This window comes from Stenotrophomonas sp. 05L413 (assembly GCF_056397945.1).
This window is the reverse complement of sequence record NZ_JBFTOL010000005.1, coordinates 308,782-324,492: the sequence shown is the minus strand read 5'-3', so window position 1 is coordinate 324,492 and position 15,711 is coordinate 308,782. Positions and strand designations below refer to the sequence as shown.

Genomic DNA, 15,711 nt, shown 5'->3' with positions numbered 1-15,711 from the left:
TCTCGTGGACCTGGTCGCTCATGAGACCTTCCATGCCCTGGGCTTCGCCGCCGGTGATCGCGGTGCAGTTGACGAGCGCACGGCCTACTACGCCGGTCTGTGCACGCAGCTGGCGGTCCTGGGCACGATCCCGGAGGCGGCGCTGCCGGGTGCCCCGCTCGCCAGCGATAATGCAGACGTGGTCGAGTCAGCGGATGCGGCGTATCGCGTGCGGCGCGAAATCTACGGGTGGTTGCAGGACGGGGAGATCCGCGCTGGCACACCCGGTGGCGAGCGCATGCAGGCACGCTGCCGGGACTTGCCGCGTTGCCGGCCAGCGGCCGSCACTACCGGATCCGGCCTTTATTTGTCGTGCGTGATCAGCTGCACCACGCTGGAGAAATCCAGCTTGCCGCGGCCGGCCTGGTGGTTCATCGAATACAGGTTGCGCGCCAGCTCGCCCAGCGGGATCGAGGCGCCGACACTCATCGCCGCTTCCACCGCCAGGCCCATGTCCTTGAGCATCAGGTCGCTGCCGAAGCCGCCGCTGTAGCCGCGCGAGGCCGGGGCGTTTTCCAGCACGCCGGGCCACGGGTTGCACACTTCGGTGGCCCAGCTGCGGCCGGTGCTGACCGCCATCATCTGCGAGAGCACCTTCGGGTCCAGCCCGTGTGCCACGCCCAGGGCGATGGACTCACCGGTCACCGCCATGATCACGCCCAGCGCCATGTTGTTGCACAGCTTGGCGACCTGGCCGGCACCGCTGGCACCGACGTGGAAAATGTTCTTGCCCATCGCCTGCAGCAGCGGGCGCGCCCGCTCCAGTGCCTCGGCTTCGCCACCGACGATGAAGGTCAGCGTGCCGGCCTGTGCACCTGCGGTACCGCCGGACACCGGGGCATCCAGCATCTGCAGGCCACGCGCCGCTGCCGCTTCAGCGACCTTGCGGGCGGTGGCCGGGGCGATGGTGCTGCAATCGATGATCAGCGCGCCACCCGGGATATCACCCAGCAGGCCATCATCACCGAGGTAAACGCCTTCCACGTGGCGGCTGGCGGGCAGCATCGAGATGACGATCTCGGCGTCGGTCAGGGTATCCAGCGCGGAGCTGGCGGCGGTGGCGCCGGCATCGACGGCGGCCTGCACGGCAGCCGGCACCAGATCGAACACGCGCACGGCGTGACCGGCTTTGGCCAGGTTGGCGGCCATCGGGCCACCCATGTTGCCCAACCCGATGAATGCAATACGGCTCATGCGTGGCTCCTTTCAGGGACGGTGGCACCGAGGTCGGCCAGCGGATGCGCGGCATCGGACCACGGCGAAACGAAGAAGGTGCGGGCCCACTCGGCCGTGGCGTCCGCCAGCGTGCGCGGCTGCCACTTCGGGGTGCGGTCCTTGTCGATCAGCAGCGCGCGGATGCCTTCGGCGAAATCGCCGTGGGCGGCCGCATGCAGTGCTGCGACGTACTCGATGCGGTAGACCTCGGCCAACGAGGCGCCCTCGGCCAGGCGCTGCAGCTCGAACGCGAGCCGCGCCGAGCCGGGCGCACCGGCGGCGAGCGTGGCCTGCGCGGTCTTCAACCAGGCGTCCTCGGTCTCCAGGGCAAGGATCGCCTCGACGATCGCGCCGACGTCGTCACCGGCGCACAGCGCATCCACGGTGGCGGCATTGCGCAGCAACGGGCCGGTGGCCGCATCGCTGGCGTTCTGCTGCAGCAGCGCGGTCAACTGTTCGTGGTTGCGCTTGGCCTCGTGGCTCCAGTGCACGTCCGCCAGCGCATTGAACACGGTCTCGCGCTGTGCCTCGGCGATGTGGATATCCGCCAGGCCGGCGTAGATCGCATCGCCTGCGTTGAGCGGCGCGCCGGTCAGGGCCAGGAACAGGCCGCCGTGGCCGGGCACGCGCGGCAGCAGCCAGCTGCCGCCCACGTCCGGGAACAGGCCGACGGTGATCTCCGGGAACGCCAGCTTGGAGCGCTCGCTGACCACGCGGTGGCTGGCGCCGGACATCAGGCCGATGCCACCGCCCATGACGATGCCATGGCCCCAGCACAGGATCGGCTTGGGATAGGTGTGGATCGCGTAGTCGACGCGGTACTCGACGTCGAAGAATTCAGCGGCGTAGGCGTTGTCGCGGATGTCGGTCTTTCCGCTCTCGCGGTAGTCGACCATGCTGCGGTACAGGCTGTGCAGGTCGCCGCCGGCGCAGAAGGCTTTTTCGCCCGCGCCCTGCAGCACGACCAGCGCGATGCCGTCATCAACGGCCCAGGCCTCCAGCCGCTCACGCAGCAGGTGCGCCATCGGCAGCGAGAACCCGTTGAGGGTGCGCGCGGCGTTGAGCGTGGCGATGCCGATGCGCGTGCCATTACCGGCAGCGCGTTCTTCGAACAGCACCGGCGCCTCGTCATGAGCGACGGCGGTGCTCATGCGTTTTTCCATTGCGCAGTGCGCTTTTCCAGGAAGGCGTTCACGCCCTCGGCCTGGTCGGCGCTGTCGAACAGATCGACGAAGGCCTCGCGCTCGGCGACCAGTGCCGAAGCATGGGTGCCGCTGCGGGTGGCCTGCACCAGCGTCTTGCACGCGGCGATGCTGGTCGGGCTCTGCTTGCCGGCCTTGTGCGCCCAGGCCAGCGCCAGCGCCTTGGCTTCGCCCTTGGCGACCTTTTCTTCGACCAGGCCGATACGCAGTGCGGTATCCGCATCGATGCGCTCGCCCAGCAGGATCATGCGCTTGGCCCAGCCTTCGCCGACCAGACGCGGCAGGTTCTGGGTGCCGCCGGCGCACGGCAGCAGGCCGACGGTGGCCTCCGGCAGCGCCACCTGGGCGTGTTCTTCGATGATGCGCAGATCGCAGGCCAGCGCGCATTCCAGGCCGCCGCCCATCGCGTAGCCGTTGATTGCCGCGATGGAGACACCACGGAACCCGGACAGGGCTTCGAACGCCTCGCCGAAGCGACGTGCAGCTTCGCGTGCGGCGGCCTTGTCGCCGGAGGCGAACTGCTTCAGGTCGGCACCGGCAGAGAAGAATTTCTCGCCATCGCCGGTGATCACCAGCGCGTAGATATCGCGGTCTGCATTGAGTGCGCCGACCAGATCGCGCAGCGCGGACAGGCTGTGCACGGTCCAGGTATGCGCCGGCGGATTGTTGAGGGTGATGACCGCGACGTGGCCATCGGCCTCGACCTTCAGGCCGACATGATCATGCTGGCGCCACTCCATCATCGCAGTTCCTCTTCAGTGTTGAGCAGGTGGCGGGCCACGATCACACGCATGATCTCGTTGGTGCCCTCCAGAATCTGGTGCACGCGCGAATCGCGCAGCAGCCGTTCAATCGGGTATTCACGGATGTAGCCGTAGCCGCCGTGGATCTGCAGCGCATCGTTGCAGATGTTGAAACCGGCATCGGTGGCGAAGCGCTTGGCCATCGCGCACCACACGTTGGCATCGCTGGCACCCGCGTCGAGCTTGCGCGCGGCGGTGTGCACCATCTGCCGGGCGGCGACCAGCTGGGTGGCCATGTCGGCCAGCTTGAACTGCAGCGCCTGGAACTCGGACAACGCCTTGCCGAACTGGCGGCGCTCGCCCATGTAACGGCGGGCGGCATCCAGTGCACCCTGGGCAGCGCCCAGCGAACAGGCGGCGATGTTGATGCGGCCGCCGTCCAGGCCCTTCATGGCCAGCTTGAAACCGCTGCCTTCCTCGCCGAGCAGATGGCTGACCGGCACGCGCACGTTCTCGAACGTGATGCCACGGGTCGGCTGGCTGTTCCAGCCCATCTTCTCTTCCTTGCGGCCGTAGCTGATGCCCGGCAGATCGGCCGGCACCGCGATCGCGCTGATGCCGCCCGCGCCCGGGCCACCCGTACGCGCCATCACCACCAGCAGTTCGGTGGCACCTGCGCCGGAGATGAAGGCCTTGGAGCCATTGAGTACGTAATCGTCGCCGTCACGCACCGCGCTGGTTTTCAGCGAGGCCGCGTCCGAGCCGGCACCCGGCTCGGTCAGGCAGTACGAGGCCAGCCTGGTGCCGGAGGAGAGGTCTGCGCCCCACGCGGCACGCAGGCTCTGCTGGCCCCACTTGGCCACCATCCACGACGCCATGTTGTGGATGCTGACATAGGCCGCCGTGGACGGATCCACATTGGCGAGCTCCTCGATGACGACGGCGGCGTCCAGACGGCTCAAGCCGCTGCCACCGACCTCGGGATCCATGTACAACCCACAGAACCCGAGTTCCCCTGCCTTGGCGATCGCCTCGCGCGGAAAGATGCCCTCCGCATCCCATCGCGCGGCGTGCGGCGCCAGTTCGGCCTGGGCGAAGTCACGCGCTGCCTCTCTATAGGCCTGCTGCGCTTCGTCGAGTTCCGTCGTCATCGAGTGGCTCATGGTCGAACTCCGTTGTTGCTTACTTCAGGCTGATGGTGGTGTTGACGCCATGACCCAGCGTCTCGTCATCGAACCAGCGCGAGGTGATCGTCTTGGTCTGGGTGTAGAACATCACCACCTGCTTGCCGTACGGGCCCAGGTCGCCGAGCTTGGAGGCACGCGAGCCGGTGAACGAGAACAGCGGCACCGGCACCGGGATCGGCACGTTGATGCCGACCTGGCCGACGTCGATGTCTTCCTGGAACTTGCGGGCGGCCGCACCGGACTGGGTGAACAGTGCAGTGCCGTTGCCGTTCGGGTTGGCGTTGATCAGTGCGATGGCGTCTTCGAGCGTGTCCGCTTCCAGGATCACCAGCACCGGCCCGAAGATTTCCTCGTCGTACACGCGCATGCCCGGCTTGACGCCGGCGAAGATGGTCGGGCCAACGAAGTTGCCCTTCTCGAAGCCATCGACCTGCGGGTTGCGGCCATCGAGCACCAGCTTGGCGCCCTGCTCCACGCCCGAGGCGATCAGGCCTTCGACACGCTCACGCGCGGCGCAGGAGATCACCGGGCCGACATCGGTCCCGGCGACACTGCCGCCGCTGACCTTCAACGTCTTGGCCTTGGCCACCAGGTCCGGCACCCACTCGCGCGCTTCGCCGACCAGCACCAGGGTGGAGGCGGCCATGCAGCGCTGGCCGGCCGCACCGAAGGCGGCACCGACCATCGCGTTGAGGCTCTGTTCCTTGTTGGCGTCCGGCAGCACCACGGCGTGGTTCTTGGCGCCCATCATGCACTGCACGCGCTTGCCGGCCAGCGAGGCGCGGTTGTACACGTGGGTGCCGACGCGGGTGGAACCCACGAACGAAACGGCCTTGATGTCCGGGTGGTCGCAGATCGCGTTGACCACGTCTTCGCCACCGTGCACGACGTTCAGCACGCCCTTGGGAATGCCGGCTTCCAGCGCCAGTTCGACCAGGCGCATGGTGACCATCGGGTCCTGTTCGGACGGCTTGAGGATGAAGGTATTGCCGGTGGCGATGGCCATCGGGAACATCCACAGCGGAATCATCGCCGGGAAGTTGAACGGGGTGATGCCCGCGCAGACGCCGAGCGGCTGCAGCAGGGTGTAGGTGTCCACGCCGTTGGCCACGTTGTTGGCCAGCTCGCCGAGCTGCAGGTTGCCGATCGCGGCAGCGTGCTCGACCACTTCCAGGCCACGGAACACATCGCCCTCGGCATCCGGCACGGTCTTGCCCTGCTCGGCGCTGAGGATGTGGGCCAGCTCGCTCATGTTCTCGCGGATCAGCTGCTGGTACTTCAGGAAGATGCGCGCGCGGGTGCCGATCGGGGTCTTGCGCCAGGTCTTGAAGGCTTCCTTGGCCGAGGCGACGGCCGCGTCGACTTCACCGGGGGTGGCAAACGGAACCTGGGCCAGGACGTCCTGGGTGGCCGGATTGACCACGTTCTGCCACTGCGAGCTGGCCGATTCGATGAACTGGCCATCGATCAACATGCGGATACGGGGCGCTGCAACAGTCATGGACAATCCCGGCGGGTCGAAAGTTGTTTGCATTATTCACAGTGCCATCCTCGATTTCCGGGCTGTATGCGCTTAATCTGGCCAATGCCCGCTACGATTTTTGTGAATTCTGTGAATAGCCAGCCCGTCCAACGCCAGATCGGCCTGCGCCTGCTCAAGCTGCGCGAGCAGCGCGGCTACAGCCAGCTGGCGCTGGCCAAGGCACTGGGGCTGTCGGCCAGCTACCTGAACCAGATCGAGCGCAACAAGCGGCCGCTGACCCCGGCGGTGCAGGGCAAGCTGCGCGACGTACTGGGCGACGTCAGCGAGCTGTTCGAGGTCGATGACCCCGGCGCGCTGCAGGAATCGCTGGGCGAGACTCTGCGCGACCTGGGCCTGGCCGATGTCAGCAGCACCGAGCTGCGCGCGATGGCGGGCAACCTGCCGCAGATCAGCCGTGCCCTGCTCGACCTGCACCGCCGCCACCTGATGCTGCGCGAGCATGCCGCCGCGCTGGAGTTCCAGCTGGGCGATGTGCACGCCGGGCAGGCGCTGCCCGCGGGCGACCAGGTCCGCGATTTCTTCAACCGCATGCACAACCACATCCCCGAGCTGGATGACCTGGCCGAGCAGTTGTTCGGCGAATGGGGGCTGGTGGCCGGGCATGTGGCGCCGCGCCTGCGCCAGCTGCTGGCCGACCGCCACGGCGTGCTGGTGGAAGTGGGGCCGCTGCAGGCCGGGCGCGAGAAGCGCGTCTACGACGGCGGCAGCCGCACCTTGTGGCTGCCCGACTACCTGGAGCCGGGCCAGCAGGCGTTCCAGATGGCGGCCGAGCTGGCCCTGCTCGGCTACGCGGCGCAGATCGATGCGGTGATCGCACGCGCCGGCTTCCGCGAAGCGGAGCAGATCGCGCAGGCGCGGATCGGCATGTCCAACTACTTCGCCGGCGCGCTGGTGATGCCGTATGCGCAGTTCCTGCGCGCCGCCGAGCACAGCGCGTACGACATCGATGCCCTGGCCCATCGCTTCGGCGTGGGCTTCGAGGCGGTCTGCCACCGCTTGAGCACGCTGGCGCGACGCAGCGCGCCCGGCCTGCCGTTCTTCTTCATCCGCGTGGACCGCGCCGGCAATGTCTCCAAACGGCATTCGGCCACCGATTTCCACTTCTCACAGGTGGGCGGCTCATGCCCATTGTGGATCGTGTACGAAGCCTTCAACCAACCTGGGCGCGTACTGACCCAGACCGCGCGGATGCCTGACGGACGCCGCCACTTCTGGCTGGCGCGGCAGGTGAGCAGCGGCCCGATCGGGCATGGCCAGCCGCGCAAGACCTTCGCGGTGGCGCTGGGCTGCGATCTGCAGCACGCCGAGCGGTTGATCTACACGCGCGGGCTGGATATCCAGAGCCCGGGCAACTCGGTCTCGATCGGCCCGGGCTGCCGGGTATGCCCGCGCGAGGATTGCATGCAGCGCGCGTTCCCGCAGCTGCCGGGGCGGGGATGATGCGGCCCGGTGGCGGAAACCCTCAGTAGATCGGCGTCACCTTCATCTGCGGCAGCGGCCGTGGCGCACCGTCGGTGAGGTCCGGCCCGAGGTCTTCCCACGTCTGGCCCTGCTCGACCATGTGCCGCCACAACTGCTGTGATTCGCGGCGTTTGTCTTCCGAGCTCAGGCGGTAGGACGGCGGCACCGGCGTGCCGGTGGCCACACTTTGATACGCCGCTTGGTATGCCGCCACCCGCTGCGCGGGGTCGTCGGTGCGCGCCACATCCAGCGTGTAGCGCTGGTAGGCCGAGGCCAGGTTGCGCCACCGGATCCAGTAGTGATTGGCGAACGAGAAATCGCAGAAGCGCTCGCCGGCAATGCTGCCCTTGTCGGCGATGCGGCTGAGCACGGCCTGTGGCATGTCCAGGTTCATGCCGCCTTCGTCGCCCTCCAGCGCCACATGCACGATGCGGTCACGGTAGCCCGGCGCGCGGGCCTGCAGCACATCGCGCCAGTTCTGCATGGTCGAGACGATCGAGAACAGAAAGCCGGACATCTCCGCGGCGGCCAGCGGCTGCGCGATGGAATGGTAGGTACGCTGCCAGCCATGGCGGTTCTCGGTCGGCAGGAAGACCGCCTGCTCCGCCCGCGCATGCGCATCGCCGTGGGCCAGCACGCTGACCGCATCGGCGTGGCGCGGATACACCAGATTGATGCCGAAGGTCGGCCAGCGCGGCAGCGCGGCGTCGAACAGATGGATCGGGAAGTTGCTGCTGATCCCGCCATCGGAGAACCAGCACACGCGGAAGGCGGTGATCACCGGACCACAGCTCTGGCCACCACTGGTGAGCCCTTCCATGCTGTCGGCCACGTTGGTGTTGTCGCGCGGGGGCTCGGCATCGGCCACCGGCTCACAGCGGCGTTCGCGACGGGCCGGCTCGTGCAGCGGCACCGCACTGATCAGCAGCGGGAAGCTCAGGCTCATGCGCGTGGCGACCAGTACTGGCAGTTCCTCGCCATCGACCAGACGGTAGTAATCGCGCCCATCGACCCGCTCTGGTGCGCCGGCCCGTGCAACCAGCCACGCGACCACGCTGGCCGGGAACAGCTGCGCGAACTCCTCGCGGAGGAACCAGAAGTGCGCCGCGTTGAACGGCAGCGTGCGCGGCTCGCTGTGCGACACGCAGGTGGTGATCATCTGCAGCGTGATCGCGTGCGCACCGCTGGGCTCGCCGGGATAGCGTGGGGCCGTATGCAGATCGCCGAAGGTCAATGGCTGGTCATGCGGCTTGCCGACCAAGGCCTGCAGCTGGGTATGCAGCCAATCCGTCAGCGCCGGCGCGGAGGCGTTCAGCTGGGTGCTGCCAGTGCACAGGCCCAGCAGGTTGCGGCGGGCGACGCGGGCCACGCGCAGCGCCGAGGCCAGCACGCCGGCCCCGTAGGCGCACAGCAGCGAGGGCAGCAACGTCGCCCAGATGCCATCAATGCCACCGGCCAGGTAACCGATGCCCAGCAGGCCGGCCAGCGACACCAGCACCTCCAGCGGCGCGATCGCGAATACCGCCGCGAGCAGACAGGCGATCTTGCGCAGCAGGCCGGCCTTGCCGGTGAGCATCACCAGCAGGCGATACGCGGTACGCGCGCCATATGCCGGCTGGAACAGACTGTGGATGAAGCCCTGCCGGGACAGCTGCGCCGAGACCTCGGCCAACCCCGGAAAGCCCACCGCCGCCGCGACCGGCTCACCGGCCTGGCGGCGCCGGTCGCCCAGCGCGGCCGCCGCTGCCACGGCGGCGGCAATGGCGCCGGCCGAGGTGCCGCCGATGCTCTTGAAGCGGTACTCGCGCGCCAGCGACAGCACCGCGTTGGGATACACGATGCCGCTGGTGATGCCGCCCTTCATGACCAGATCGCAGTACTTGTCCGCCACGTTGCCGTCCTCTGTCCGCCCGTGCGCGGCCGATCCGCACACTCTCCCCCGCTGTCCCTGCAACGATGCCCGGGCCGGGGAGGTCGATGACGACAGTATCGCCTGCGCGCTTCTCAGGGCCTGAGAAGCGCGGCACGGAACGGCTTATTCGGCCTTGCCGGACTGCGGCACGCGCCGCACCTGGGACAGGTCGTAACCGAGCGCGGCGATGCGGGTCATGGCCGCTTGGTAGTCGGCATCGGAGATGGTCGGGGTGCGCGCCATCAGCCACATGTAGTCGCGCTTGCTGCGGCCCACGATGGTCTGCTTGTAGTCCGGATCCAGATCCACGATCACGTACTCGGCCTGGATCGGCCAGATGAACTGCATGCCCCAGATCGCTCCGCCGGTGCCGTCCTTGACCGTTCCGACCGGGTGCATGGTCTTGATCGGAGCCTGGAAGCTGCCCTTGCGATAACGGAAGGTGGTCTGGATGCGGCCATCCGGACGCAGTGCGTAGGATTCCACCGCGTCGAACGCCTCCCGCTCGGGCCGGCTGGGGATATGCGCGATCACATACCAGTCGCCCATGAAACGCGGCACATCGACATGCGCCACGGGCGGGATCGGGCGGGTGTTGCCGCTGCAGCCGCCGAGCATCATGCCGACAACCAGCAGAGGAACGAGAGCACGGATCGACATGACGGCTTCCTCCAGTAACGTGGGGTGATCACGGGCGGTTGAACAGGTAGTGGGCGACCTGCCACTGCTGGCCCTGCTGGTAGCCGAACAACTCTGCACAGGCCATCCAGAACATGCGCCAGCGCTGGTGCCACAACGCAGCCGAGGCATCGCCGTAGGTCTGGCGCAGCACAGCCATCACGGCTTCTTTCTCGCGGTCCTGGTTGGCCAGCCAGTGGTTGGCGGTGCGCTCGTAGTGGGTGCCATCCAGCAGCCAGCGCTGCTGCAGCTGCAGGTGCTGCTGGAAGAACAGCAGCGTATCGGCCGCGGGCATCAGGCCACCGGTGAAGAAGTGGCGGCCCATCCAGTTGTCCTCGCCCTCGGTCTCGAACGGGTACATCAGCGTGCGGTGCACGAAAATATGCACGAACAGCTTGCCCTCCGGCCGCAGCCAGCGGTGGATGCGCTGCAGCAGCTGCGGGTAGTTGCGCATGTGCTCGAACATCTCGATCGAGACGCAGCGATCGAAGGTCTCCGCATCCAGCATCAGATGATTCACGTCACGGGTCAGTACGGTGACGTTGATCAGGCCACGTGCACGGCACTGGCCCAGGATGTACTCGCGCTGGCTGTTGGAGTTGGAGACGGCGGTGATCTGCGCGTTCGGGTAGCGCTCGGCCATCCACAGCGTCAGCGACCCCCAGCCGCAGCCCAGCTCCAGGATGTGTTGCCCATCGGCCAGCTGTGCGCGCTCGCCGTACAGCGCGAGCATCGCCTCTTCGGCTTCGTCCAGCGTTTCAGTGCCGGTGGCGTAGTAGCAGCTGCTGTACTTCAGGCGCTTGCCCAGGCAGCGATGGAAGAATTCGGCCGGCACTTCGTAATGCTGCCGATTGGCCGCATCCACATGCAGCGCGACCGCGCTGCTGGCCAGCCCGGCGATGCGCGCGGCAAAGCGCTGCGACTGGACCTGCTGGCCACCGGCAAGCTCTTCGCGCAGGCGCTGCTCGCACTGGCGGCGGATGCCCAGCCGCAACAGCGTATCGGGCAGCAGCCCGCGCTCGGCCAGGCCGGTCAGGCCCGGTGCGTAGTCCGGCAGCGGAAGACGGTCACTGGCGACATTCATGGGGAAGATTCCTTGCGGGCAGACGACGAACGGGAGGGGAACCACGGAAACAGCATCGGCGTGGTGCGTTGGTACTCGCGGTAATCCTCACCGCGCGAGCGCAGCGCCTGCGCCTCGGTGAAGGGAATGCCGCTGACCCAGCGCAGGAACACGTACATCACCAGCGGGCCGGACCAGGCCAGCCACCACAACGGCGACTGCACGGCCAGCAGCACGTAGGTGAACCAGTGCAGCCATTCGAAGAAATAGTTGGGATGCCGCGAGTAGCGCCACAACCCATCGCGGCAGGTCTTGCCCTTGTTGGCCGGATCGGCGCGGAAGCGCGCCAGCTGACGATCCGCCAGCGATTCGCCACCCACGCTCAGCAGCCACATCGCCACGGCCGCGATCACCCAACCCCAGCCATGTGGTTCCGGATTCACCGACACCGCCACGAAGGGCAACGCGAACAGCACGACCAGCAGTGCCTGGAACTGGAAGAAGCCGAAGATCTTTCCCTGGTGGCCGTTCCAATGCTTACGTAGATGCTGGTAGCGACCATCCTCGGGCTCGCTGCGCACGCGGTGCCACAGGTGCAGCGCCAGGCGTGAACCCCACAGCCCGCCCAGCACCGCCAGCGCGATCCTCGGCATCGCCGCGCCATCGCCGAGCAGTGCGAGCAACAGCGCAGACGCGCCCACACCCTTGGCCCAGAGCACATCGACCACGCCGATGTTCTGGTGCCGGCGCTGCCACCACCACCCCCAGGTCATGATCACGGCGGCGTACAGCCACACCACCCACAGCATCTTCATCGTGTGTCTCCTGGAGCAAGTGTGGCGAGGGGTACCGCACGGGTGTGCCAATGACGGGCGCACGCCGCAAGTACCGGCAATGCGATTGCCCAGCCCAGGCCGAGCAGCAGCACGCCGTGCCACTGCGGTGCGGCGAACACCACCGACGACCAGCCGCGCGCGGCGGACAGATACGCCAGCGGGGCCAGCAGCAGGCCAACCAGTGCTGCCGCAACCAGATGCCGCTGCAGCACCGCGAATGACACCGTGAGCGTCATCGCGAACGCGGCCCACAGCGCGAGGATCCAGACCGGGGCGATCCACGCGGGCTCATTGCCGGCTGCGTACAGCACCCACCCGGAGGCGCCGGCCAGCCCGTCTACGACCAACCCGCAGGCGATCGCCACCAGCATCAATCTGATCTCCACTGACGGCTGCGCGGACCAGACCAACTGAGTGCCCACGTAAACCGCCGCCGCCAACAGCGCGGGCCAGCGCAGCCCATGGCCGGCCCCGATCACCGCGCACAGCCAGACCAGCTGGTTGCCGATCACGTTGGCCCAGAAACGTGGCACCTCAGGCCTCCCCCGCTATCAATGCGGGCCGGTAGCCCGGACGCGCCATCAGCAGGTGCGAGACACCGATGGAGCGCTCCCGGAAGCCACCTTCGCAGTACGCCAGGTAGAACTCCCACATGCGGATGAAGCCCGCATCGAAGCCCTGTGCACGCACCGCCGGGAGCTGGGCCAGGAAGCGCTGGCGCCACGCGCGCAGCGTCATCGCGTAGGACGGGCCGAAATCATGCTGGCCGATCAGCTGCAGATCGCTGCTGCGGGTCTTGGCGGCGACGATGGCGTTGATCGAGGGGATGAAGCTGCCGGGGAACACGAAGCGCTTGATGTAATCGACGCTTCGCCGCGCCTGCTCGTAACGCTGGTCTTCGATAGTGATGGCCTGCAGCAGCGCCAGGCCGTCATCCTTGAGCAGGCGGGTCAGCGTGGCGAAGTAGGTGTCCAGGTACTGCGCGCCGATCGCCTCGATCATCTCGATGGACACCAGCTTGTCGTACTGGCCGTCCAGATCGCGGTAATCCTTGAGCAGCAGGGTGACCTTGTCCTGCAGCCCGGCCGCCTCCACCCGCTGCTTGGCCAGCGTGTACTGCTCCACCGAGATGGTGGTGGTGGTGACGTGGCAGCCGATATGGCGGGCCGCGTACAGCGCGAAGCCGCCCCAGCCGGTGCCGATCTCGACCACGCGATCGGCCGCAGTGAGCTGCAGCTGCTCGCAGATGCGGGCCAGCTTGCGCTCGGACGCAGCCTCCAGCGTGTCGTCCGGGCGGGCATACAGCGCCGAGGAATACATCAGGTCCGGCGACAGGAACAGCGAGAAGAACGGATTGCCAAGGTCATAGTGCGCGGCGATGTTGCGGCGGCTGCCTTCGCGCGTGTTGCGGCGCAGCCGGTTCCAGCCTTTCAGCAGCCAGCCGCCGATGCGCGCCGGGCCACCCTCCATGCCATCGAGCAGATCCCGGTTGCGCACCAGCAGCTGGACCAGCGCGACCAGGTCATCGCAGCGCCAGTCGCCGCGGATGTAGGCCTCGCCTGCACCCACGCTGCCCTGCGCGGCCACCGCGCGGTAGAAACCGGGATCGTCCACCCAGACCGTCACCTGGGGCGTGGCGTCCGGATCGCCGATCACCACATCGCCCACGGCATCGCGCAGCCGCAGCTGCCCGCCGCGCAGCGGTGCCAGCTGCGCCAGCAGGCGCCCGCGCAGGAACCCTTCAAGGGCGGACGGTTGCGGCACGGCCACCGCGCGTGTCATGTCGTTCATGGGGATTTTCCAGCAAGAGAAGGATGGTCGTGAACGGGGTTGCGCTTGAGCCACAGGCGCAGCGCCTGCCAGTGGATCGCGGCAACGACCTTGAGGGTCATCAGCGGGTAACGCAGCAGCACGCCGGCCAGGCCACGACCGGTGAGCGGATGGCGCTGCATCACCAGGTCGGCATCGAACTGGCACACGCCCTCGCGCCACACCTGCATGTGCACGTGCAGGTCATCGCCCGGCGCGGTGAAGCGCCAGCGGTACTCGCAGTCCATCTGCATGAAGGGAGAAACGTGGAACTGCTTGTCGAAGGACCAGCACAGCGCGCGGCCCTGGGCATCGGCCTGGGCCACCGGCAGCACGTAGGCGTGGCGCTCCTTCCAGGGCGTGTTGGTGATCTCCGCCACGATGCTGTCCAGCGTGGTGCCATCGGCGGCGTAGCAGTAATAGAAGCTCACGGGGTTGAAGACATGGCCGGCATAACGCGGATGCGTGAGCAGGCGGATCGGCCCAGCGGGCGCGCGGCCCAAGGCCTCGGTGATGCGTGCGCGCACGGCATCGGCGAGCGGTTGATCCGGCGCGCCGAGATAGTCGCTGCGGCGGAACTCGACCACGTTGCGACGGCCCACCGACCACAGCCAGCGCCGCTCGAACAGGCGCGGAAGTTCATCCAGGTCCAGCAACAGCTGCGCGATCGGATAGCCGAACGCGTGCGCATGCGGCGCGTGCCGCCGATGGCGCATCCAGCCACGGTAGATCGCACTGGCAGTCATGCCGGCAGTGCCTCGGCCAGCGGCCAGTAGGACTCGGCATCCAGCGCCTGCAGCGCATCGACCACGCGCCGGGCGCTGCGGATGCCATCTTCGTGGAAGCCCCAGCCCCAGTACGCACCGGCGAACCAGGTGCGGCGGTGGCCCTGGATCTCGGCCCAACGCTGCTGGGCCCGCACCATCGCGTGGTCATGCACGGGGTGGGCGTACTGCAGGCGGCGCAGCACGGTGGCCGGATCGACCGCCTCGCTGCGGTTGAGCGTAACCACCAACGGCGTAGGCGTGTCGATGCCCTGCAGCAGGTTCATGCAGTAGCTGACCGTGCACGGTGCGAGCGGGTCGCGCGGCACATGCGCATTCCAGGCGGCCCAGGCCTTGCGGTCACGCGGCAGCAGGCTGGCATCGGTATGCAGCACCACCTCGTTGGGCTGGTAGCGGATCGCGCCCAGCACCGCGCGCTCGGTGAGGTCGGCATCGGACAGCAAGGCCAGCGCCTGGTCGCTGTGGCAGGCCAGCACCAGCTGGTCGAAGCCCTCCAGGCCGGCAGCGCTGTGTACGCGCACGCCATGCTCATGCCGCTCCACGCCGAACACCGGGCACTCCAGGCGCTCACGCACCTGCCAGCGGCGGCGCAGCGCATCGACATACCGCGCCGAGCCACCCTGCACCACGCGCCACGGTGCGCGCCCGGTCATCTGCAGCATCTGGTGATTGGCCATGAACTGCACGAGGTAGCGCGCCGGGAAGGCGGCCAGGCTGGCCGTCGGCGACGACCACAGCGCCGAGGCCATCGGCAGCAGATGCTCGTCGATGAAGGTGCGGCCGTAACGGCCCTTGTCCAGGAATTCGCCCAGCGAGGGGCCTTCATCGTCGCGCTCGAGCAGCGCCGGCGCCTGGCGGTAGAACCGGCGCAGGTCCCGCAGCATGCCCCAGAAGCGCGGCGACACCAGATTTCGGCGCTGGCAGAACAGGGTGTCCAGCGAAGTCGCGTTGTACTCCAGCCCGCTGCGCTCGCTGTGTACCGAAAAGCTCATCGTGGTCGGCTGCGAAGCCACCCCCAGCTCGTCGAACAGGCCGGTCAGCAGCGGGTAGTGGGCAGGGTTGAACACGATGAAGCCGGTGTCCACCGCCTGCGTGCGCCCATCGACCTCCACCTCATGCGTATGCGTGTGACCCCCGAGGTAGTCATTGGCTTCGAACAGCGTCACTTCATGCTGCTGGCTCAGCCACCACGCACTGGAGAGGCCGGCGATACCCGATCCGATCACGGCGATACGCAT

At 67.7% G+C, this 15,711-nt stretch carries 14 protein-coding genes; 1 reads left to right on the top strand and 13 read right to left on the bottom strand.

Features of this window, described 5'->3' with window-relative positions:
- Window positions 1-342 precede the first annotated feature (342 nt).
- The 5 genes from mmsB to AC1DIQ_RS13370 are packed head-to-tail and all read right to left on the bottom strand — an operon-like array spanning window position 343 to window position 5,887.
- Complete coding sequence (gene mmsB / locus AC1DIQ_RS13390) at window positions 343-1,233, bottom strand: 3-hydroxyisobutyrate dehydrogenase (protein WP_070474377.1); 891 nt, start codon at window positions 1,231-1,233, stop codon at window positions 343-345.
- Window positions 1,230-2,405: an enoyl-CoA hydratase/isomerase family protein gene (locus AC1DIQ_RS13385; RefSeq protein ID WP_478050215.1), complete on the bottom strand. Its 1,176-nt coding sequence runs from the start codon at window positions 2,403-2,405 to the stop codon at window positions 1,230-1,232. Before AC1DIQ_RS13385 ends, mmsB begins: the two co-directional genes overlap by 4 nt.
- Window positions 2,402-3,199, bottom strand: a complete 798-nt coding sequence (locus tag AC1DIQ_RS13380; protein WP_121044258.1) for an enoyl-CoA hydratase — start codon at window positions 3,197-3,199, stop codon at window positions 2,402-2,404. The genes AC1DIQ_RS13385 and AC1DIQ_RS13380 overlap by 4 nt, the downstream gene beginning before the upstream one ends.
- Window positions 3,196-4,362: an acyl-CoA dehydrogenase family protein gene (locus AC1DIQ_RS13375; RefSeq protein WP_478050214.1), complete on the bottom strand. Its 1,167-nt coding sequence runs from the start codon at window positions 4,360-4,362 to the stop codon at window positions 3,196-3,198. The genes AC1DIQ_RS13380 and AC1DIQ_RS13375 overlap by 4 nt, the downstream gene beginning before the upstream one ends.
- A 19-nt stretch (window positions 4,363-4,381) precedes the next feature.
- Window positions 4,382-5,887, bottom strand: coding sequence for a CoA-acylating methylmalonate-semialdehyde dehydrogenase (locus AC1DIQ_RS13370; RefSeq protein ID WP_121044264.1), 1,506 nt, complete (start codon window positions 5,885-5,887; stop codon window positions 4,382-4,384).
- Window positions 5,888-5,998: 111 nt separating this feature from the next.
- On the opposite strand from AC1DIQ_RS13370, the gene AC1DIQ_RS13365 reads away from it, so the two are divergent.
- Window positions 5,999-7,369, top strand: a complete 1,371-nt coding sequence (locus AC1DIQ_RS13365; protein WP_478050213.1) for a helix-turn-helix domain-containing protein — start codon at window positions 5,999-6,001, stop codon at window positions 7,367-7,369.
- A 22-nt stretch (window positions 7,370-7,391) separates the two neighbouring features.
- Here AC1DIQ_RS13365 and AC1DIQ_RS13360 read toward each other — a convergent pair whose 3' ends face one another.
- The 8 genes from AC1DIQ_RS13360 to AC1DIQ_RS13325 form a co-directional block, all read right to left on the bottom strand.
- Window positions 7,392-9,281 carry an RpoH suppressor gene (locus AC1DIQ_RS13360; RefSeq protein ID WP_478050212.1) on the bottom strand — a complete coding sequence of 630 codons (1,890 nt, stop codon included), beginning with the start codon at window positions 9,279-9,281 and terminating at the stop codon, window positions 7,392-7,394.
- Window positions 9,282-9,425: 144 nt separating this feature from the next.
- Window positions 9,426-9,962 carry a lipocalin family protein gene (locus AC1DIQ_RS13355; protein WP_478050211.1) on the bottom strand — a complete coding sequence of 179 codons (537 nt, stop codon included), beginning with the start codon at window positions 9,960-9,962 and terminating at the stop codon, window positions 9,426-9,428.
- Between the two features lie 28 nt (window positions 9,963-9,990).
- Window positions 9,991-11,064: a cyclopropane-fatty-acyl-phospholipid synthase family protein gene (locus tag AC1DIQ_RS13350; protein WP_121044276.1), complete on the bottom strand. Its 1,074-nt coding sequence runs from the start codon at window positions 11,062-11,064 to the stop codon at window positions 9,991-9,993.
- On the bottom strand, window positions 11,061-11,858 hold the full coding sequence (locus AC1DIQ_RS13345; protein ID WP_478050210.1) for a DUF1295 domain-containing protein: 798 nt from the start codon (window positions 11,856-11,858) through the stop codon (window positions 11,061-11,063). The genes AC1DIQ_RS13350 and AC1DIQ_RS13345 overlap by 4 nt, the downstream gene beginning before the upstream one ends.
- Window positions 11,855-12,412: a DUF2878 domain-containing protein gene (locus AC1DIQ_RS13340; protein WP_152152935.1), complete on the bottom strand. Its 558-nt coding sequence runs from the start codon at window positions 12,410-12,412 to the stop codon at window positions 11,855-11,857. Before AC1DIQ_RS13340 ends, AC1DIQ_RS13345 begins: the two co-directional genes overlap by 4 nt.
- 1 nt (window position 12,413) lies before the next feature.
- Window positions 12,414-13,670, bottom strand: coding sequence for a class I SAM-dependent methyltransferase (locus tag AC1DIQ_RS13335; protein ID WP_478050209.1), 1,257 nt, complete (start codon window positions 13,668-13,670; stop codon window positions 12,414-12,416).
- The gene (locus tag AC1DIQ_RS13330; protein WP_123731109.1) at window positions 13,667-14,434 is read right to left on the bottom strand and encodes a DUF1365 domain-containing protein; all 768 of its coding nucleotides are present in this window, start codon (window positions 14,432-14,434) and stop codon (window positions 13,667-13,669) included. Before AC1DIQ_RS13330 ends, AC1DIQ_RS13335 begins: the two co-directional genes overlap by 4 nt.
- The gene (locus AC1DIQ_RS13325) at window positions 14,431-15,711 is read right to left on the bottom strand and encodes an NAD(P)/FAD-dependent oxidoreductase (RefSeq protein ID WP_478050208.1); all 1,281 of its coding nucleotides are present in this window, start codon (window positions 15,709-15,711) and stop codon (window positions 14,431-14,433) included. Before AC1DIQ_RS13325 ends, AC1DIQ_RS13330 begins: the two co-directional genes overlap by 4 nt.

Coding starts and splice junctions, on each gene's coding strand:
- AC1DIQ_RS13370 (WP_121044264.1), bottom strand. CDS start 5,887: ATGACTGTTGCAGCGCCCCGTATCCGCATGTTGATCGATGGCCAGTTC.
- AC1DIQ_RS13375 (WP_478050214.1), bottom strand. CDS start 4,362: ATGAGCCACTCGATGACGACGGAACTCGACGAAGCGCAGCAGGCCTAT.
- mmsB (WP_070474377.1), bottom strand. CDS start 1,233: ATGAGCCGTATTGCATTCATCGGGTTGGGCAACATGGGTGGCCCGATG.
- AC1DIQ_RS13325 (WP_478050208.1), bottom strand. CDS start 15,711: ATGCGTATCGCCGTGATCGGATCGGGTATCGCCGGCCTCTCCAGTGCG.
- AC1DIQ_RS13380 (WP_121044258.1), bottom strand. CDS start 3,199: ATGATGGAGTGGCGCCAGCATGATCATGTCGGCCTGAAGGTCGAGGCC.
- AC1DIQ_RS13355 (WP_478050211.1), bottom strand. CDS start 9,962: ATGTCGATCCGTGCTCTCGTTCCTCTGCTGGTTGTCGGCATGATGCTC.
- AC1DIQ_RS13385 (WP_478050215.1), bottom strand. CDS start 2,405: ATGAGCACCGCCGTCGCTCATGACGAGGCGCCGGTGCTGTTCGAAGAA.
- AC1DIQ_RS13335 (WP_478050209.1), bottom strand. CDS start 13,670: ATGAACGACATGACACGCGCGGTGGCCGTGCCGCAACCGTCCGCCCTT.
- AC1DIQ_RS13350 (WP_121044276.1), bottom strand. CDS start 11,064: ATGAATGTCGCCAGTGACCGTCTTCCGCTGCCGGACTACGCACCGGGC.
- AC1DIQ_RS13330 (WP_123731109.1), bottom strand. CDS start 14,434: ATGACTGCCAGTGCGATCTACCGTGGCTGGATGCGCCATCGGCGGCAC.
- AC1DIQ_RS13345 (WP_478050210.1), bottom strand. CDS start 11,858: ATGAAGATGCTGTGGGTGGTGTGGCTGTACGCCGCCGTGATCATGACC.